The organism is Pantoea sp. DY-5 (genome assembly GCF_019795955.1).
Classification (GTDB): Bacteria; Pseudomonadota; Gammaproteobacteria; order Enterobacterales; family Enterobacteriaceae; genus Pantoea; species Pantoea leporis.
Genome location: NZ_JAIMIE010000003.1, coordinates 444,578 through 465,452, shown reverse-complemented (window position 1 = coordinate 465,452; position 20,875 = coordinate 444,578). Strand labels below are relative to the sequence as shown.

General features: G+C 57.3%; 11 protein-coding genes. 9 read left to right on the top strand and 2 right to left on the bottom strand.

The genetic code is table 11. The features are described 5' to 3' along the window. Positions 1-36: 36 nt before the first annotated feature. On the bottom strand, positions 37-1,992 hold the full coding sequence (gene acs, locus K5Y30_RS13125; RefSeq protein ID WP_222211694.1) for an acetate--CoA ligase: 1,956 nt from the start codon (positions 1,990-1,992) through the stop codon (positions 37-39). Between the two features lie 581 nt (positions 1,993-2,573). Between acs and gltP the strand changes: the two genes are divergently transcribed. From gltP to K5Y30_RS13100, 5 genes are all read left to right on the top strand, one after another. Beyond that, positions 2,574-3,875 carry a glutamate/aspartate:proton symporter GltP gene (gene gltP, locus K5Y30_RS13120; RefSeq protein ID WP_007888562.1) on the top strand — a complete coding sequence of 434 codons (1,302 nt, stop codon included), beginning with the start codon at positions 2,574-2,576 and terminating at the stop codon, positions 3,873-3,875. Positions 3,876-4,072: 197 nt separating this feature from the next. Continuing rightward, positions 4,073-4,984, top strand: a complete 912-nt coding sequence (gene murQ, locus K5Y30_RS13115) for an N-acetylmuramic acid 6-phosphate etherase (protein ID WP_222211692.1) — start codon at positions 4,073-4,075, stop codon at positions 4,982-4,984. Then, the gene (gene murP / locus K5Y30_RS13110) at positions 4,984-6,414 is read left to right on the top strand and encodes a PTS N-acetylmuramic acid transporter subunit IIBC (RefSeq protein WP_222211690.1); all 1,431 of its coding nucleotides are present in this window, start codon (positions 4,984-4,986) and stop codon (positions 6,412-6,414) included. The genes murQ and murP overlap by 1 nt, the downstream gene beginning before the upstream one ends. Positions 6,415-6,945: 531 nt before the next feature. Next, the gene (locus K5Y30_RS13105) at positions 6,946-13,014 is read left to right on the top strand and encodes an autotransporter outer membrane beta-barrel domain-containing protein (protein ID WP_222211688.1); all 6,069 of its coding nucleotides are present in this window, start codon (positions 6,946-6,948) and stop codon (positions 13,012-13,014) included. A gap of 494 nt (positions 13,015-13,508) precedes the next feature. Further along, positions 13,509-15,053, top strand: coding sequence for a PAS domain-containing methyl-accepting chemotaxis protein (locus K5Y30_RS13100; protein WP_222211686.1), 1,545 nt, complete (start codon positions 13,509-13,511; stop codon positions 15,051-15,053). On the opposite strand, the gene K5Y30_RS13095 is transcribed toward K5Y30_RS13100, so the two are convergent. After that, the gene (locus K5Y30_RS13095; RefSeq protein WP_222184994.1) at positions 15,050-16,000 is read right to left on the bottom strand and encodes an AraC family transcriptional regulator; all 951 of its coding nucleotides are present in this window, start codon (positions 15,998-16,000) and stop codon (positions 15,050-15,052) included. The genes K5Y30_RS13100 and K5Y30_RS13095 overlap by 4 nt on opposite strands. Before the next feature lie 104 nt (positions 16,001-16,104). Here K5Y30_RS13095 and K5Y30_RS13090 point away from each other — a divergent pair, with 104 nt between their 5' ends. From K5Y30_RS13090 to K5Y30_RS13075, 4 genes are all read left to right on the top strand, one after another. Continuing rightward, complete coding sequence (locus K5Y30_RS13090) at positions 16,105-17,292, top strand: MFS transporter (RefSeq protein WP_222184996.1); 1,188 nt, start codon at positions 16,105-16,107, stop codon at positions 17,290-17,292. A gap of 294 nt (positions 17,293-17,586) precedes the next feature. Beyond that, on the top strand, positions 17,587-17,796 hold the full coding sequence (locus K5Y30_RS13085) for a DUF1471 domain-containing protein (RefSeq protein WP_192412651.1): 210 nt from the start codon (positions 17,587-17,589) through the stop codon (positions 17,794-17,796). Positions 17,797-18,011: 215 nt separating this feature from the next. Further along, on the top strand, positions 18,012-19,064 hold the full coding sequence (locus tag K5Y30_RS13080; RefSeq protein ID WP_222184998.1) for a YncE family protein: 1,053 nt from the start codon (positions 18,012-18,014) through the stop codon (positions 19,062-19,064). 122 nt (positions 19,065-19,186) lie between these two features. After that, positions 19,187-20,827 carry a dihydroxyacetone kinase subunit DhaK gene (locus K5Y30_RS13075; RefSeq protein WP_222185000.1) on the top strand — a complete coding sequence of 547 codons (1,641 nt, stop codon included), beginning with the start codon at positions 19,187-19,189 and terminating at the stop codon, positions 20,825-20,827. Positions 20,828-20,875: the final 48 nt, after the last annotated feature.

Genomic DNA, 20,875 nt, shown 5'->3' with positions numbered 1-20,875 from the left:
GGGCGGCCAAATGGCCGCCCTTACAACAGAAGCCGCTTACGGCATTGAGATGGACTGTTTTTCCTCCAGCAATTTCTCTACCACGCCCGGATCGGCCAGCGTAGAGGTATCGCCGAGATTGCTGGTATCGCCCGCGGCGATTTTGCGCAGAATGCGGCGCATAATCTTGCCGGAGCGGGTTTTTGGCAGCGAGTCGGTCCAGTGCAGCACATCAGGCGTAGCAATCGGGCCAATCTCTTTACGCACCCAGTTACGCACTTCGGTATACAGCTCTGGCGACGGCTCTTCGCCGTGGTTGAGCGTGATATAAGCGTAGATCGCCTGGCCTTTGATGCTGTGCGGAATGCCCACCACCGCGGCTTCGGCAATCTTCGGATGCGACACCAGCGCCGATTCAATCTCGGCGGTGCCGAGACGGTGGCCGGAGACGTTGAGCACGTCATCGACGCGGCCGGTGATCCAGTAATAACCCTCTTCATCACGGCGCGCGCCGTCACCGCTGAAGTAGCGATTTTTGAAGGTGGAGAAGTAGGTCTGTTCGAAACGATCGTGGTCGCCATACAGCGTACGCGCCTGGCCTGGCCAGGAATCGACAATCACCAGGTTTCCTTCGGTGGCACCCTCGAGCGGATTGCCTTCGTTATCCACCAGCGCTGGCTGCACACCGAAGAACGGTTTAGTAGCGGAACCGGCTTTCAGTTCGGTCGCGCCCGGCAGCGGCGTGATCATGAAGCCGCCGGTTTCGGTTTGCCACCAGGTATCGACGATCGGGCAACGACTGTCGCCAATCTTTTTGTAATACCACTCCCAGGCTTCCGGGTTGATCGGTTCACCCACCGAACCCATGATGCGCAGGCTGCTGCGATCGGTGCCTTCAATCGCTTTATCGCCTTCGGCCATCAGCGCGCGAATCGCGGTTGGCGCGGTATACAGCAGCGTCACCTTATGTTTATCCACCACTTCCGCCATGCGGCTTGGTTTTGGCCAGTTCGGTACGCCTTCAAACATCAGCGTGGTCGCGCCGCACGCCAGCGGGCCGTAAATCAGATAGCTGTGGCCGGTGATCCAGCCGACATCGGCGGTACACCAGTAAACATCATCAGGATGATAATCAAACACATACTTAAAGGTGCTGGCGGCATAAACCAGATAACCGCCGGTGGTGTGCAGCACGCCTTTCGGCTTGCCGGTGGAACCGGAGGTATAAAGGATAAACAGCGGATGTTCGGCATCGACGGCAACCGGTTCATGCTGATCGCTGGCCTTCGCCACCAGATCGTGCCACCACAGATCGCGGCCTTCGCGCCAGCCGGTGTCTTTACCGGTGCGTTTAAACACCACCACATTTTTCACCGTGGTGACGTTTGGATTGTTCAGGGCATCATCGACGTTTTTCTTCAGCGGAATGCTGCGTCCGGCGCGCACGCCTTCATCGGCGGTGATGATCAGTTTGGCGTTGGAATCGACCACGCGCCCGGCGACAGCTTCCGGTGAGAAGCCACCGAAGATCACCGAATGCACCGCGCCAATGCGCGCACAGGCCAGCATGGCAACGGCGGCTTCAGGCACCATCGGCATGTAAATCGCCACCACGTCGCCTTTCTTCACGCCCAGGCTATCGAGCGCATTGGCAAAGCGGCAGACGTCCGCATGCAATTCGCGGAAAGTAATGGTTTTGCTTTCGCTGGCGTCGTCGCCTTCCCAGATAATGGCGGGATGGTCGCCACGCGTGGCGAGATGGCGATCAAGGCAGTTCGCGGCGAGGTTCAGTGCGCCATCTTCATACCAGCGAATTGAAATATTGCCGGGGGCAAAGGAGGTATTTTTCACTTTGCTGTAAGGCTTAATCCAGTCGAGGATTTTGCCTTGCTCACCCCAAAAGGTGTCGGGATCGTCAACCGATTGTTGATACAGCGCCGCATACTGATCGGCATTAATGAGAGCATTCGCTGCAATGGCAGCGGGTACGGGATGCTTGTGTATTTGGCTCATGGCTGACCTCCTTGAAGATGTTAATCATATGTCAATCAATGGTTAATTGAAGACCACGACAGGGCTTTGTTTCTGTTTTGTAGTCTGGATCACGACCTTTTATCACCAGCAAATCCCCGGCGATCGGCGGGTAAAAACGCCGCGCCAGTAGCGCGATCTTCTGCTTTAAGCCTAAGAGATCTCAGCCTCTGCTGTGCAAATAATCAGCAAACGCGCCGGGCCGCTTTTTGCGCAATATTGCATAGCTATGCTGAAACTTATCGAATTAACACTTTTCATAACAGCGAGTTATGACTGTTAACCTTTGTCAGCATTTTATGCTACTAACCTGAATAAGATTTGCGCTATCGCGCCGGGGGTTGCATTTACCGTAGTGAAAATGGTACTTATCTCGGCCCTGTTCAGCAGGTATCAACTCAGACTGCATCACCCCGCAGGCGCAAAATGCCTGCACAGCTGTAACCGACGTAGTCATAAATAACCCTCTATTTTATCGGGCTTTTGCTCACTTCCCTGTGTGACATTTCTCCTGCACCTTCGCAGCAGAGCAAAGGGGTTTTTAACTGAGGAAATAACGCGTTATGAAAGGTTTTAAGTTCACCCTTGCATGGCAGATTTTAGTCGCGCTGATTCTGGGCGTGATTGTGGGAACCGTGCTGCATAATCAGCCCGACGATCGTGAATGGTTAATCACTAACATTCTGACGCCAGCGGGTGACATCTTTATTCATCTGATCAAGATGATTGTGGTACCGATTGTTATCTCCTCACTGATTGTCGGCATTGCTGGCGTGGGTGATGCGAAAAAGCTCGGACGTATTGGTGTCAAAACCATTATCTATTTTGAAGTGATCACCACCCTTGCCATTGTGGTCGGCATCACGCTGGCCAACGTATTCCAACCCGGCAGCGGCATTGATATGTCAACGCTGGCAACGGTGGACATCTCTAAATACGAAGCCACAACGGAAGCGGTTCAGGGCGCACCGCACGGTCTGGTCACCACCATTCTGTCGCTGATCCCGCAGAACATCTTCGCCTCGCTGGTGAAGGGCGACATGCTGCCGATTATCTTCTTCTCGGTGCTGTTTGGTATGGGCCTGTCGGCGCTGCCATCGGAACATCGCGATCCGCTGGTCACGGTATTCCGTTCGATTTCCGAAACCATGTTTAAAGTGACGCACATGATCATGCGTTATGCGCCAGTCGGCGTGTTTGCGCTGATTGCGGTCACCATTGCTAACTTCGGTTTTGCGTCGCTCTATCCACTCGCCAAGCTGGTACTGCTGGTGTACGTGGCGATTCTGTTCTTTGCTTTCGTGGTGCTCGGCACGGTGGCGCGCTTCTGTAAGCTGCGCATTACCACGCTGATGCGCATTCTGAAAGACGAGCTGATTCTGGCCTATTCCACCTCCAGCTCAGAAACCGTGCTGCCGCGCATTATGCAGAAGATGGAAGCCTACGGTGCGCCGAAAGCCATCACCAGCTTCGTGGTGCCGACCGGTTACTCGTTCAACCTCGACGGTTCAACGCTGTACCAGAGCATCGCGGCGATCTTTATCGCCCAGCTGTATGGCATTGACCTGTCGCTGACCGACGAGATCATTCTGGTGCTGACGCTGATGGTGACCTCGAAAGGCATCGCTGGCGTGCCGGGCGTCTCCTTCGTGGTGCTGCTGGCAACGCTGGGCAGCGTGGGCATTCCGCTGGAAGGTTTGGCATTTATCGCCGGTGTGGATCGCATCATGGACATGGCGCGTACCGCGTTGAACGTGATCGGTAACGCGCTGGCGGTGCTGGTGATTGCGCGCTGGGAAGACCAGTTCGACACCAAACAAGCTGCCGCCTACGAGCAACAGCTGCGCACGCAAAGCGCCAGCTAATCTTCCAGGTGCGCATGAATGCGCACCCTACGAAAACCTCGCCATTCATGGCGACCGCTACGCACAGAAACCCGCTTCGGCGGGTTTTTTTATGTCCGCTGCGGCAAAAAGCAAAAAAATCCCGCGCAGCAGAGGAATTAACAATTCTGTGTGATATATAGTTTTACGAATAAATTATTCTCACACAGGAGTGTCTCATGCAGATCGATCTGAGCCAGATGATCACTGAAGGTCGTAATCCCGCCAGCCACAACATCGATGAGCTGACCACCGAAGCGATGCTGCGGGTGATCAATGATGAAGACAAAAAAGTGGCGCTGGCGGTGGAAGCCATCGTGCCTCAGATTGCGCAGGTGGTGGATGCCATCACTGCTGCCTTCAGCAAAGGCGGTCGCCTGATCTATTGCGGCGCGGGCACTTCGGGTCGTTTGGGGATTCTGGATGCCAGCGAATGTCCGCCGACCTTCGGCACGCCGCGCAGCCAGGTTGTTGGGCTGATTGCCGGCGGCCACACTGCGATTTTGCAGGCGGTGGAAAACGCCGAAGACAATGTGGAGCAGGGCGCGCAGGATCTGCGGGATATCCAGTTCAACGCGAATGATGTGCTGGTCGGGATTGCCGCCAGCGGCCGCACGCCCTATGTGCTGGGCGCGCTGGCGTATGCGCGTCAGCAAGCCGCATTTACCGCAGCGTTAACCTGTAATCCCAACAGCCCAATGTCGCAGGCCGCGGATGTGGCGTTGACCCCGGTGGTGGGCCCGGAAGTGATCACCGGTTCTTCGCGCATGAAAGCCGGCACGGCGCAGAAACTGGTGCTGAATATGCTCACCACCGGCGCGATGATTCGCAGCGGCAAGGTGTACGGCAATCTGATGGTCGATGTGGAAGCCACCAACCAGAAGCTGGTGCAGCGCCAGGTGAACATCGTCAAACAAGCCACTGACTGTGACGATGCCACCGCGCAGCAGGCGCTGGCGGCGTGTAATGGGCATTGTAAAACCGCGATTGTAATGGTGCTGGCGGGATTAACGGCCGATGAAGCGAAATCGCTGCTGAGTCAGAATCAGGGCTTCATTCGCAACGCTTTGCGTGACGCAGGAGCGCAATAATGGCGGCCATTACCGAAGATCTGGTACGCGACATTTTGCTGGCGGTGGGCGGCGCCAATAATGTGGTGCAGTGCGGCAACTGCATGACGCGCCTGCGTCTGACGCTTGCCGATGCCACGCGAGTGGATAGCGGCACACTCAAAACACTGCCGGGCGTGCTGGGCGTGATTGACAGCGATGCACAGCTGCAGATCGTGCTCGGTCCCGGCAAAGCGCAAACCGCAGCGGAGAAGATGCAGGCGCTGCTTAATCAGCAGGAGCCGGGCGATCTGCAGGCCATCGCCAGCGCGCAAAAACAGCAGATGAAGGCGAAGCAGACCAGCGCGCTGCACCGTTTTCTCTCCTGCTTTGCCACCATCTTTACGCCGCTGATCCCGGGTTTTATCGGTGCCGGTTTGCTGCTGGGTTTTGCCACGCTGATTGAGCAGATCTTCCATCTCAACCAGCCGGGCGATCATGCACGCTGGCTGCTGGATACCGTGGCGTACATGAAGGTGTTTGGTAAAGGGCTGTTCACCTTCCTGAGTATTTTGATCGGCTACAACGCGCAGAAAGCCTTTGGCGGTACCGGCGTGAACGGGGCAATTATCGCCGCGCTGTTTGTGCTCGGTTATGTCCCTGACGCGAAGGTTGGTTATTACAGCGGGATGCAGGATTTCTTCGGCATGGTGATCGATCCGCGCGGCAATATTATTGGCGTGCTGCTGGCGGCGATATTTGGTGCCTGGGTTGAGAAACAGCTGCGGAAAATGATTCCCGATAATCTCGATATGATCCTGACATCGTTGCTGACGTTATTAATTACCGGCGCAGTGACTTTCCTGGTGATTATGCCAATCGGCGGCGAATTATTTAAAGGCATGTCGTGGTTGTTCATTCATCTGAATAACAATCCGTTTGGTTGCGCTATTCTGGCCGGACTGTTTTTGATCGCGGTGATGTTTGGCATTCATCAGGGCTTTATTCCGGTCTATTTCGCGCTAATGGAAACCCAGGGCTTTAACTCGCTCTTCCCAATTCTGGCGATGGCCGGCGCCGGGCAGGTCGGCGCGTCGCTGGCGTTATGGTGCAAAGCGGATAAAGACTCACTGCTGCGTAAACAGATCAAAGGCGCCATTGTGCCGGGCTTGCTCGGTGTCGGCGAACCGCTGATTTATGGCGTGACGCTGCCGCGCCTGAAGCCCTTTATCACCGCCTGTTTTGGCGGCGCGCTGGGCGGCTTCTTTATCGGACTGGTGGCGTGGCTGGGATTGCCAGTAGGAATGAACACCGTGTTTGGCCCGTCAGGTTTAGTCACGCTGCCGCTAATGACCTCATCGCAGGGCATTTTTGCCGGTATGACGGTCTATCTCGCCGGGCTGATCGTGGCGTGGATTGGCGGGTTTGCCTTTACCTGGTGGGGCGGCACCCGCGATGTGGATTTGAGTTGAGTGCAGTGCGGATATCGACCCGGTCGCCATAAATGGCGCCCCTACAAACCAACTCCCCGTAGGGTCGCCATTCATGGCGACCTGCTCTAACTGTGACTCCGTTCACACTTTTAAACTCTCTCGTATCGCTTACCCTGGCACTGTGCCGTTAACTCATTAAGTACCGTTTGTAAGTAAAGCGTCAGCAGAAAATAAAGGATTTATTAAGGAGATAGAAAGCTAGACCTTAAATTTAAAATGGCCTCAATTTATTTATAATATTTAACCTGCCTCGCAATTATTTGCCCAATAACACAATAAGTTACCCACAATTGCCTTTTGCACCTGACAGTAAAAAAGTCTATACCTAAAGCCAATTAATCTATAACAACAATTCTATCCCTTTTTTCGCTGCAACGTATTTCTTCACACAGTTGTTCTCAAATTAGATTGCTACACGGGATTGGTCATTATCTGCCGTTTTATCCCCTCGCGATGAATTTAACGCTGTTGCAAAAACAGCGCGGACGCTGCACGCCCACTGGAGGAAGTATGAGGTTTAAATTAAATCCTATCGCATTAGGGATGTTGGCAGCGCAATTGCTGATCTATCCAGCAATGCAAAGTCAGGCTGTGACCTTGGGGACTTACACACCAGAAAATAATGACAACCAAACAGGTAAAATTACCGTCAGCAGCGGCAATGAAACGCTGACCGGCAATCAGGCATTCACGGCAGGAACGGATGGCGCGGTCACCACCACGCTCGGGCAAGTGGCGATCACCTCGGGATCGCAGTATCTCAATCAGGATCGCCTTGATCCCGGCCCGCAAAACTTCGCCATCACCACGCCTGATCCCGCAACCGGTACCAACAGCACTTTCCAGGTTTATAACTCTGCCAGTCTGGTCGCATTAGCGCCTGTCACCAGCGCCACCAGCGTGCCGGATGTGCAAAATGTCAATGATGCGCAGTACATCGATGCGCGTATTGCCGATGTCACCGGCGGCACGCTGGATGTGAATATCGGCCAGGCGAATGCGCTCAGCAGCGCCAGCACCAATAGCTGGACCATGGCCGCCAAACAGACACAGCTGTTTGATGTGAGCGGCAGCGGCACGGTGAACTGGAACAGCAATAACCGCATCAGCTTTTTCGGTGCCACCGCCACGCCGGACGGCGCGGGATCGGCCACCAGCAGCTATCAGGTACAAAACCTCGCCACCTATAACGGCGCTTTCAGCGTGCAGACGCTGGATGGCAAAAGCACCAGTTTTACCGTCACCAACGCCAGCCAGCTGCAAAGCTACAACAACTGGCTGATCAGTCAGCTGCAGGCGGGCAATCTTGATAAAACCCGCTACCTGCCCGAATTCAACAAAGCCGTCACCTTCACCAATGCCAACATCGTCTACAACGTCAGCGCCACGCCGCCTGACGAGGTGACGCAAGCTATTGGCAATCGCATTGTGATTAATGCCAATGGCGCGGGCGCGAGAGTCAATCTGGCTGCGGGTAAAACGCTGGAAGTGGTCGGCGCGACGGGCGGCGCAATCAAAGCCTCGAACGGCGCGCAAGCAGTGATTGATGGCAAGCTGGCGAGCCGCGGCAGCATCACCAATAACGGCACGGCGCTGGTGCTAACCGACAACAGCAGCGGGATTAACAACGGTGTGATTAATGGCGGATTCCTCAATCGTCAGGATGGCACCGGCATTGGCTCAACCGGCTATGGTGCTAACGGCGTAGCCGTGCAAACCGGCAGTACCTTCAACAACAACGGCATCCTTAACTTCGCCACCACCGGCAGCAATTCACAGTATGGCGTGGCGGGCATCAATCTTGGTGTGTCCTCCACCGCCAACAACAGCGGCAATATTAACGTCGGCGTCAACGGTTCCAGCGCCCGCGGCACCGCGTCTGGTGTGTTACTGACCGATGCCACTTCCAGCTTCACCAATAACGCCAGCGGCAATATCTACATTGGTCGAGGACCGCAGAATAGCCTGGGTGAGGCGACGGCGGATACCGCGATGAACCAGAGCGGTTTAACCAGCGGTATCGCTCTGGTCGCCAACGGCAACGCGGTAAACAACGGCAACATTACCATTGGCACTAAAACGCAAAACGCGGCGGGGATGTCGGCGACCGGCGCCAATAACGCCACCATGATCAACAACGGCACCATCAATGTGAACGGTACGGCTGCCACCATTCCGCGTGAAAACGTCGGCATGCTGGTGACCAACAGTGCTGGCAACATCAATAACGCCGGCACCATCAACCTGAATGGCGTGAATGGCACCGGCCTGAAAGTGCTGGCCACCAACGGCAACGCCGCCAGCGCCACCTCAACCGGCACCATCAACGTGGCAGGCGGGGCCGATCCGGCCAGCGGCACGCGCAACTATGGCGTGTGGGTAGAAGGGCAAGGAACGGGCACGGCGCAGGCCACCGTCGATGGCCCGATTAACCTCAGCGGCAATGGCGCGATTGGCGTGCATGCGCGCGGGAATTCTACGGTTACGGTGGATCCGGCTGCGGTGCCCACTTTCTCTAACGGCACCAATCAGATTGCCTTCTTTGCTTACGGCCCGAATGCGCTGATCAACGTGTTGGGCAATAATCCATTTGATGTCACTACGCAGAACTCCACGCTGTTCCGCGTTGAGCAGGGTGCAGATTTTAACGGTAACGCTTTGTCGCTCACCGCGTCGGGCGCGGGTTCTACCGCCGTGCTCGGTAGCGGCGCAGGTACCGATGTCAACAGCGGCGCGGCAGTGATCAACGTCAGCGGCAGCGGTGCCAATGGCATCACGGTGGAAGGCGGCGCAAATGGCGTCATTAATGCGGCAACCACTATGAATCTCACCGGCAGCAACGCGATTGGCGCGATTGTTGACGGACAAAAACACGATATCTTTGGTAGAAACAGCGGCTCGCCAGTGACCAGCACCAGCCTGAACTCAGCGGCGTCACTAAATGCGTCGCAGAGTGGATTGACCGGTTATGTGGCACGCAATCGCGCGCAGTTGACCAACACCGGCGATATCACCTTCAGCGGTGCCAACTCCACCGGCATTCGCGTCGAGAGCGGCGCAACCGGCACCAACAGCGGCAATATCAATATCAACGATGGCGGCACCGGCATCGCGGTGAACAGCGGCAGCAGCACCTTTGCCACCACCGCCAATAACACCGGCACCATTAACGTTAACGGCGGCAGCACCACTAATCGCAGCCGCGGCGTCAGCGCCAGCGGCAATCGCGCGATAGCCAACCTGAATGGCGGCACGCTGAATCTCAACGGCACCGGCGCGATTGGGGCGGAAGCGCTCAACGGTGCGCTGGTGAATATCGCCGCCGGTTCAGCGCCGGTATTCAACAACAGTGACCAAATTGCCTATCACGCGGCGGGCAGCGGATCGCGCATTAGCTCCGCCACCAAAGCGTTAAATATTAACAGCAGCGGCTCAACCGGCTATCGCATTGATGACGGCGCGGCGCTGAGTTTCACCACGCCGACCACCCTCACCGCCAGCGCCAGCAACAGCACCGGCGCGATTATCTCCGGCAGCGGCAGCAGCCTGAATAGCAGCAACGCCAACTTCACCGCCAGCGGCCAGGGCAGTACGGCGATCCGTGCTGAGGGCGGTGCGAACGCCACGCTCGATAGCGGCAGCAGCATCAATCTCAGCGGCAGCAATGCGGTCGGCGTGCTGGTCAATAATCTGCGTACCGATTTGAGTAACGCGCTGGATGGCAGCGCGGCGGCCACCCGCGTTACCAGCAACGGCAGCGTGAGCGGCGCGGGCAATGGCGCGATGGGTTTTGATGTCACTAACGGCGCAGAGCTGGTCAACAACGGCAATGTGAACCTCACCGGCAGCAACAATATTGGGATCCGTTCGCGCGCCGGCAGCACGCTGACCAACAACGGCGTGGTCAACGTAGCCAACGGCACCGGGCTGGATGTCTCCGGCAGCGGCAGCACGCTGGCGAAAGGCGGCACCATCAATGTCGATAACGGTATCGCGGGCGTGCGCATCAGCGACGGCGCGCAGCTGGCGCTTACCGGCAGCGACACGGTGATTACCACGCGCGGCAATGCGCACGGCATCCTGCTGGACAGCGGTGCGGCCGCTCTCAGCGCCAGCGACGCCACGGTGAACGTGGTGGGAAGCGGCAACGGCATCGAAAACCGCGCCGAACTGAGCAACGTTGGTCTTAGCAATCTCACCATTAACGTCAGCGACGGCAACGGGATTCGCACCGCCGTACCATTTGATCCGGCTTCGACGGTGACCACCAACGTCTCCGGCAGCGGCAGCGGCCTGAATATCGCCAATGCCGATGGCTCCACCACCCGCGGCGATCTGACGTTGGGGTCGGGCTATCAATTTAATGTTACCGGCGCAGGCGGCACCGGTATTCGCGCCAATACCACCGGCAATGTCACCACCGCCGCCAATGTGAATATCGATAATGCGGCGGGCGGATCGGCGCTGGTCTCCAGCACGGCGGGCACCATCGTCAATACCGGCAACTTCACCTCCAACAGCCTGACGGCGCCGGTGGTGGATCTGCGCGGCGGTAAAACCATCTTCGAGAACCTCGGCAACATCATCACCGCCAATCCACAAACCGTGGCGGTAGCGGGCAGCAACGCCGATGACGAAATCCTGCTGACGGAAGGCGCGGTGCAGGGCGATATCAATCCGGGCGGCGGATCGGATCGGTTTCGCTGGACGAGCGGCACGCTCAACGGCAGCCTGACGATGGGCAACGACAACAACAACCGTGCCGAAGTGAGCAATGTCGATCTCGGCACCACCTACCATCTCACCAGCGGTAGCGGCACCGGCAACACCTTGACCTTCAACCAGATCGACTCGCGCGGCGGCAGCTTCAGCGCCGACGATCTCAGCAAAGGCGTTAATCTTGGCAGCGGCTGGAGCACCATCAACTTCGCCAATACCCAATGGACACTAACCGATAACCTGCAGCTGGCGCACAGCACCATCAATGTCGATGCGGATTCCACGCTGTATGCCGGCGATAACGTGCATCCAACGCTATCCGGCGGCACCGCCGATTCGCTGCTGGTGAACAACGCCGGTACGCTGGATCTCACCAACGGCGCGGGTTCACCGGGCAACACGCTGGATATTGCTGGCTCGCTGGCATCGAGCGGCGGCCAGCTCAATCTGGTCACTAACCTCAACCAAGGTGGCGCGCTGAGCAATCAGTTCACCGACCATCTCAACGTCACCGGTAATGCCAGCGGCACCACGCTGGTGAATGTGAAACTGGCGGATGCCAGCACCGGCGCGCTAACCGATCTCAATCAAAACGGTGGCGTTGAGGGCAACGAAGGGATCTCGCTGGCGCAGGTCGGCGGCAATGCCAGCGCCAACAGCTTCGCGCTGAAAGATGGCTATCTCGGCGCCGGGCCGTGGCAATATCGGCTCTACACCTTTGCGCCGGGCAGCAGCGATCCCAATCAACGTTTAGTCAGCGGCAGCGGTAATAACTATTGGGATTACCGCTTGGCGAATTACTACGTGTGCGAAGACAGCGCCAGCTGTCAGCCGACCTTTGTCACCGATGCCTTTGGTACGCCGCAAAGCTATGATTCGCGTCCAGCGGTGGTGCCGCAAGTACCATCGTATGTCTCTGCGCCGGTCGGTTTAGCCTATTACACCTCGGCGATTATCGATGATCTGCATAAACGTCTCGGTGAATTGCGCCACGAGCAGACGCGTCCGCAAGGCAACGGCGGCGAGATGTTCCTGCGCTATATCGGCTCAAATCTGAAGTACAAGAGCGATAAGAGTTTCCGCGACTTCGGTTATGACTTTGACCTCGATTACAGCGCGGTGCAGGTGGGCGGCAATCTGCTGCGACTTGACGGCGAGCAGGATAGCCTGCGCGGCGGTGTAGCTTATACGCGCGGCAACACGCGCATTCGTCCGCATGCGGCCGACGGCTACAGCAGCACCACCTTCGACAGCGACAGCCTGGCGTTCTACGGCACCTGGCAGCGTCAAAGCGGTTTCTATCTGGACGGCGTGTTGTCATTTGACTGGCATCGCGGCGAAACCGACATTGCCCGCACGCAAAAGGTGGCGAAGCTGAAAGGCAACGGCTGGACGGCATCGCTGGAGAGCGGCTATCCGTTTGAGTTGGGCGATGGCTACAAGCTGGAGCCGCAGGCGCAGCTGATGTACATGAAGCTGAATATGAATGACTTCACCGATGAAGACGGCAACAAAGTGCGTTACGGCGACTATAACCAAACCATTGGTCGTGTCGGCGCACGCCTCGATCGCACCTGGATCGACGACAGCAATCGCCAGTACACGCCTTATCTGCGCGCGAACTACTACAAAGGTTGGGGCGGCAGCGCGGATACCTCGGTGTCATCGGTGGATAATCCAGCGTTTGGCGCAACCTTCAGCAGCGGGAAGTTTGGTCAAATGTGGGAACTGGGCGCAGGCGGCACCGCAACCCTGCAGAAGGATGTTTCGTTGTATGCGGAAGCGGATTATCGCAAAGAGATCGCTGGCAATGGTGCTAAAGGGTGGCGGTATAACGTGGGGGTTCGCTGGCAATTCTGATTTCCCTGCGCCCTTTGCGCTGCAGGTGCGTTGGCTGCGCTCGCTCACCCCGGTCACAGAGTTCACTCTGCTCCCGGGGATGAGCGAGCTTGCCGCCTTCCTGCAACACAAATGGCTTTGGGAAATCCCATCTCCCTGCGCCCTTTGCGCTGCAGGTGCGTTGGCTGCGCTCGCTCATCCCGGTCACAGAGTTCACTCTGCTCCCGGGGATGAGCGAGCTTGCCGCCTTCCTGCAACACAAATGGCTTTGGGACACTCTATTGCCCTTCGCCCTGTAGGTCTGATGAATGCGTTTAAATTAAAGATTGATTTGGTTTACTGTAAAACCCGGTTAATCGATGAGCTAAGTGAAAAAGTGTGAAAGCCGCTGCAAAGCGGCTTTTTTATTGGCCTGAATTTGAAACTGGTGCTAAAGCTCAAGCCGTACGATGCCGAAAAGATAAAAAAGTATTATCGATTGTTTCTTTTCGCCTGCGTATTGCAAGGACACACACATGCGTAACAACCAGCCCGTCTCTCAGCGTGAATTCGCTTTTGACGATGACGCCACATTGATGTCGACTACAGATCTCAACAGCTACATCACCTATGCCAACGACGCCTTTATTGAAGTCAGTGGCTTCAGTCCAGAAGAGGTGAATGGCCAGCCACACAACATGGTGCGCCACCCGGATATGCCGCCGGAAGCCTTTGCCGATATGTGGACGACCCTCAAACAGGGCGAGCCGTGGACGGCGCTGGTAAAAAACCGGCGTAAGAATGGCGATCATTATTGGGTGCGCGCCAACGCCATTCCGGTGGTGCGTGAGGGCAAAGTGCAGGGCTTTATGTCGGTGCGCACCAAACCGTCAGCGGAGGAGGTGCGCCAGACTGAAGCGCTATACCGCGACTTCCGCGAAGGCCGCGCCAAAGGTCGTCGCTTCCATAAAGGCTTGATGGTCGGCACTGGCTGGCGTCGCCTGGGTTCGATCCTGAAAACGTTGCCGCTGCGCTGGCGCATTCGCTCAACCTTATTAACGCTACTGCCGCTCTCGGTAATCGGCGTCTGGCTGCTGGGCCTGGCACCGCTGGCGATAGGCTGCTTTGCCGGCGGCATGGCGGGCCTTTTACTGCTGGCGAGCCTGTGGCTGGAGCAGCAAATTTCACGTCCGATGGAGCGCATGTGCCGTCAGGCATTAAGCGTGGCGACCGGCGCCAGCCATAAAGTGGAGCAGATCGATCGCGTCGATGAGATCGGCGTGACGTTGCGCGCCATCGGCCAGCTCGGCCTGATGTTCCGCTGGCTGGTGGATGATGTCAGCGGCCAGGCAATTAACGTACTCAGCGCCAGCGATGCCATTGCGCGTAGCAACGACGAACTGAGCCGCCGCACTGAACAAGCTGCCGCCAACGTGCAGCAAACCGCCGCCACCATGAACGAAATGACCGCCACGGTAAAGAGCAACACCGACACCGCCAAAGAGGTGAATGGGTTGTCGGAAAACACCAGTCATGCGGCGATCAAAGGCGGCGAAGTGATGCAGGAGATGGTGGGCATGATGGCGGAGATCGCCGACAGCTCGAAGCGCATCGCCAACATCACCAGCGTGATTGACGGTATCGCTTTTCAGACCAATATTCTGGCGCTCAACGCCGCAGTGGAAGCCGCGCGCGCCGGTGAGCAGGGCAAAGGCTTTGCGGTGGTGGCCGGTGAAGTGCGCAATCTCGCGCAACGCAGCGCCAAAGCCGCCAGCGAAATCAAACATCTGGTGGAAACCAGCGCCAGCCGCGTGCAATCGGGCAGCGATCACGCCGATGCAGCCGGGCATACCATGCAGGAGATTGTCGATCAGGTGCAGAATGTCACTGCGCTGATCGCGCAAATCAGCGGCGCGACCGCCGAGCAGGCCATCGCCCTAACACAGGTCAGCACCGCGGTGGAAGATCTCGACGATATCACCCATCAAAACGCCGCGCGCGTGGCGGAAAGCGCCGAAGCGTCGGGCCGTATGAAGCATCAGGCCAATCGTCTGGTGGAAGCGATCAGCGTGTTCCGCTAACGCATTTCGCGTTCGGCGCGCAGTGCGCCGGGTGGCGTGCCGACAATGCGTTTAAACGCGCGGCTAAACGCCGCCAGTGAACCGTAACCAAGGTGGAAGGCGACGCTTTCCACCGCTTCGCCCTCATTCACGATGCGTTCCACCGCCAGCCGCATGCGCAGCTCGGTAAGATAGCGCAGCGGCGTCATGCCGGTTGCCGTCTGGAAGCGCGCGGCAAACACCGAGCGTGAGCTGCCGGATTCGCGCGCCAGCCGTTCCACCGTCCAGTTTTCGCCGGGTGCGCGATGCATCGCTGCCATCGCCAGGCTAAGACGCGGATCGCGCAGCGCCTGCACCAGTCCGCTGCCTTTGCCGCAGCCATTCTCTACCCAGCCACGTACAATCTGCGCCGCCACCACATCCGCCAGCCGCGATAAAATTCCGGCGAAACCGGCTTTGCGCTGCCGCGTTTCGCGCTCCATCGCATCGAGAATCGGCTGGATTTCCGGGTATTGCGCCAGCAGCGTACTCACCAGCATCACATCTGGCATGGTATGCACTAGCGGCTGCATGCCGCCCAACTCAAACGCCATGCAGGCGCTGAATAGAATCACATCGCTGTTATCCGGGCAGAGTTCGGTGCTGTCGTCGATGGCGCAGACGCTGGCGCAAATCGGGCGGCTATTAAATGTCGAAATGGGTTCGCAAATGGCTTCTTCGCTGGAGATCAGTGCATGCGGTTTGCCGTGCGGGATCAGCAGCGCATCGCCGGCCTGTAGCGGATAGATCACGCCCGACGCCGAACGGATCATTAACGATCCGCGCCCAACAAAATGCAGCTGCGCGCGACCGGGCGCGTCGTCATATTGCAGGCCAAAAGGCGCGTGCAGCGCAATACGCTGGTATTTGACGCCATATAGGCGCATGCCCATCAGCAATTCACTGGTCAGATCTTCATAGCGGCTCATACCAATCCCAGACGAATAATCAAAAAACAAAGTTTCTGCATCATAGATCGTCTGATGATCAGTCACTATGCTTAACGCTAAATATTTTGTGATGGGGATCACAGATGAGCCTGGATACTGAAATAGCTGAAACACCTTTAGAAGTCGAGAAACCGGCGTGGGGCGCGGTGTTTGCCATGGCCTTTGGTGTGTTCGGCCTGATTACCGCAGAGTTTCTGCCGGTGAGTTTGCTGACGCCAATTGCTGATACGCTGCACATCAGCGAAGGGCAGGCGGGACAAACCGTTACTGTCACGGCGCTGGTGGCGCTGCTCACCAGTCTGGTGATTGGCAACGTGACGCGTCAGCTCGATCGTCGCGTGGTGATGCTGGCCTTTACGCTACTGCTGATTGCCTCCGCGCTGCTGGTGGCCTTTGCCGAGAATCTGCCGATGATTCTGCTGGCCCGCGTCTTGCTTGGCGTGGCGATTGGGGGTTTCTGGACGCTCTCGACGGCGATTACCATGCGTCTGGTGCCGAGCGATCAGGTGCCGCGCGCGCTTTCCATCGTGTTCAGCGGTATTTCGCTGGCGACCATTATTGCTGCGCCGCTTGGCAGCTATCTGGGCGGCATTATTGGCTGGCGTAACATCTTTATTCTGACCGCCGCATTGGGCGTGTTGGCGCTGCTGTGGCAGTTCTTCACCTTGCCGGCGATGCCGCCGGTGAATAAAGCGCGCAGCGGTGGCGTGCTGGATCTGCTGCGTAAAAGCGTGATGCGCTGGGGCATGCTGGCGGTGATCATGATGTTTACCGGCCACTTCGCCTTCTTTACTTATCTGCGTCCGTTCCTCGAAGGCAGCGCGCAGCTGAACGTCAATCAGCTGTCGCTGGTGCTGCTGGCGTTTGGCGTGGCGAACTTCTTCGGCACTTCGCTGGCGGGATATCTGGTGACGCGCAGCGTATCGCTGACGTTAACCGCGATGGCGCTGGTGATGAGCGTGACCGCGCTGCTGCTGGTGAGTTTCGGCGATGTGTCGTGGCTGGTCGCGGCGGGCGTGGCGCTGTGGGGCCTGGCGTTTGGTTCGATGCCAACCGGCTGGTCAACGTGGATTTCCCGCGCGGTGCCGGACGATGCGGAATCGGGCGGGGGCTTGCTGGTTGCCACCATTCAGCTGGCGATTACCGCCGGTGCGGCAGCCGGCGGCTGGATGTTTGATCTGCAAGGCGCAGGCGGCGTATTCCTCGCCAGCGGCGTGCTAATGCTGCTCGCCGCCATCACCATCTTCACCCGTGTCCGCCACCACGGATAACCCCGTAGGGTCGCCATTTATGGCGTCATCTTTATTACATACGCGTAAATCGGTCGCCATGAATGGCGACCCTACGAAAGCTCACCTATCGCAGCCATAAATCCTGCCTTTTTATTAAATGTCAGATTTTTAACCCTTTGCACAAAGGTTAACCCAAACGTGCTTTTTAAGTTCAAAATATTCGAACAACAACGGCAAATCTCTCCGCTTTTTACTGATCAATTCTGCGCCTATTATATCTCTCAACAAGGCGATGACGCCTTACTCAATCAAACGTACATTAAGGAATTGACCATGAAAACTATCAAAACTTTTGCTGCTGTTGTTGCTCTGACCGTTCTGCCATTCGCTAGCTTTGCGCAAAGCATCACTGCAACCGCTTCAACGCTGGATGGTGCAGAAGCGCAAATCGCTGCTCAGGCGCACGAAGCTGGTGCTTCCTATAAAGTGACCGAAGCCAACTTCAACAACGGCGTGCACATGACTGCCGAACTGACCAAATAAGTTGCGTTAACGTTCTGTGCTGACAGGGTGCCTTCGGGCGCCCTGGCGGCGTTTGTAAGCGGATAAAATCCTGTCACTTTCCCCTCGAAATGATTACTATTCTCAAAAAGTAGCATCCTTCGTCGGCTCGCCTCGGGCTGTCTTTTTAACATTGGTTGTAATGTCGGGCTTTCACTTCACTGCCATCAGGCGGTGTTTTTTGCTATGGAGAAGTTATGAAGGCGAATAAAAAATCGTGGGCGCTGCGTCCACTGCTGCTGGCAACGGCGCTGTTCTCAACCTCTGCGGTGATGGCGGCGGAGTCTCAGCCGTTCAACCAGGTGATCTCAAAAGGCGCATACGAACTGGCGTTCAGCAACAGCGATAACGCGCTGTTCCTGGCGACCGCGCAGAGCACCACCGACAAAAAAGGCGGCACCGTTTATCGTCTCGATCCGCAGGATTTGGCGGTAAAACAAACCATCAACACCGATCTGCCGACCTTTGGCGCGGCGATCAACCAGAAAACCAACATTCTCTATTTCGGTAACACGCGCGATGCTGCACTGACTGCAGTGGATGCCACCAGTGGCAAAGTGATCAACACGCTGGTGCTGGATGGTCGTAAGCGCAGTGAAACTGTGCGTCCGCTGCAGCCGCGTCAATTGGCGGTTGATCCGGCTACCGATCGCGTCTACATCACCGGCCTCGGTGAGCAGAGCGTGGTGTGGGTGGTGGATGGCAAAACCCTGCAACTGATCAGCACCGTGCCGAACACCGGCAAAATGGGCACCGGTTTGGCGATCGATTCTGCGGCGCAGAAACTCTACGTCACCAACTCCGATGGCGAACTGGTGACCATCAATACGCGCCTGAACGCGATTGAAAAGCGTCAGAAAATCGATGGCGACAAAGATCACTTCTTCCTCAATATCTCGCTGGATACCAAAGGCCATCGCGCCTTCCTCAGCGACTCCAAACAGTCGCAGGTGCTGGTGCTGGATACCCGCACCCAGCAGGTGATCCACAAGATCGATGTGCCGGAATCGCTGGCGGTATTGTTCAATGCCGATCGTGATGAACTGTACGTTACGCACCGTAAAGCGGGCGAAATCAGCATCATCGACGCTAATAGCTACAAAGTGAAACGCACGGTGAAAGCGCCGGGCCTGCCAAACAGCCTGGCAGTTTCCGCCGATGGCAAAACCCTGTTTGTCAGCATCAAGCAGCCGGGTTCTCGCAAAGAACCACCGAAGAATCCAGACAGCGTTCTGCGTATCGCTTTATAAGCGGTAATAGTCTGAATTAAAGGGCGGCTTGTGCCGCCCTTTGCATTTCCGCACTTCGCTGCGCCTCTTCTGTGCGCACATACGCTACCTTGTAGGACGACAACACCAATGGAGAGGATGCAATGAGCCAGTTTTTTATGCATGAGAAAAACGATCTGGTTAACGAAGCCATCGAAGGGGTTTTGCTGAGCACGCCGTGGCACAACCTTAGTCGCCTCGATCTCGGTGATGAGATTCGCGTGGTGGTGCGTTCGGACTGGGATAAAAGCAAAGTGGCGCTGATCTCGGGCGGCGGTTCCGGCCATGAACCGGCGCATGCCGGATTTGTCGGCAAAGGCATGCTGACGGCGGCGGTGTGCGGCGATATCTTCGCCTCGCCGAGCGTCGATGCGGTGTTGAACGCCATTGTTAACGTCACCGGCGATGCCGGTTGCCTGCTGATTGTGAAGAACTATACCGGCGACCGCCTCAACTTTGGTCTGGCGGCAGAGAAAGCCAAAAACCTCGGCTACAAAGTTGAGTTGGTTATGGTGCAGGATGATATCGCGCTGCCGGAAAACCCGCAGCCGCGCGGCATCGCCGGTACTGTGCTGGTGCACAAAATTGCTGGCTTTGCGGCGGAGCAGGGACAATCGCTGGATGAAGTCAAAGCGCTGGCGCAACGCACGATTGATGCCACATCGTCCATTGGTTTGGCTTTTGCCACTTGCCATGTGCCGGGCGAAAAACGCGATGAGCGCGTCGAGCCTGGGCACAGCGAGCTCGGCATGGGCATTCACGGCGAGCCAGGCGTGATCACGCTGGATACGCAGGACAGCCGCCAAATCACCAGCATCATGACCGATAAACTGGCGCAGGCGCTGCCGGACGGCAAGCAGGCGCTGCTGCTGATCAACAATCTCGGCGGCTTCTCGCAGCTGGAGCTGGCGCTGCTAACGCGTGAAGTGTTGCAGTCGCCGCTGGCGGCGCGCATTACGCATCTGCTGGGGCCGGCAACACTGGTCAGCGCGCTGGATATGAAAGGTTTCTCGCTGACGCTGCTGGCGCTGGAGGAGTCGTTCCTTGAAGCGTTAAACGCGCCGGTTCAGGTGCTGGGTTGGGTGCCGGTATATGACTTTGCGCCGATCAGCCTGCAACGTGCAGAGAAAATCGGCAGCGTACTGGATTTTGATGCCTCTGAGAATGCGGAGGTGGCACGCATCGTCGCCAGCGTCACGCAGACGCTGATCGATCTGGAAAGCGAGCTGAACGCGCTGGATGCCAAAGTGGGCGATGGCGATACCGGCTCAACTTTTGCCGCCGGGGCGAAGAAAATTCAGCGCGGCCTGCAGGAAAAACAGCTGCCGCTGGATGAGCTGCCAACCTTGCTGGCGCTGATTGGCGAGCAGCTGGCGACGGTGATGGGAGGATCGAGCGGCGTGTTGATGTCGATTCTGTTTACCAGCGCCGGTCAGCAGCTGGAAGAGGGCAGCGCACTGCCGCAGGCGTTGATGCACGGGCTGGAACGCATGAAGCATTACGGCGGCGCACAGCCGGGCCATCGTACGTTGGTGGATGCGCTGCAACCGGCGCTGGAAGCGTTAGTGGCGGGCGAGTCGCTGGCTGCGGCGGCAGAAGCGGCCCAGAAAGGCGCCGACGCCACCGCGCAGATGCAGAGCGCCAAAGCGGGGCGTTCTGCATATCTGAATCAGCAGAGTCTGGATGGCGTGAAAGATCCGGGCGCGTATGCGATTGAGAAGGTGTTTGCGGTGTTGGCGGGTTGATGTAGCAAGGTCGCCATTAATGGCGACCCTACGCCGTAGGGTGCGCAT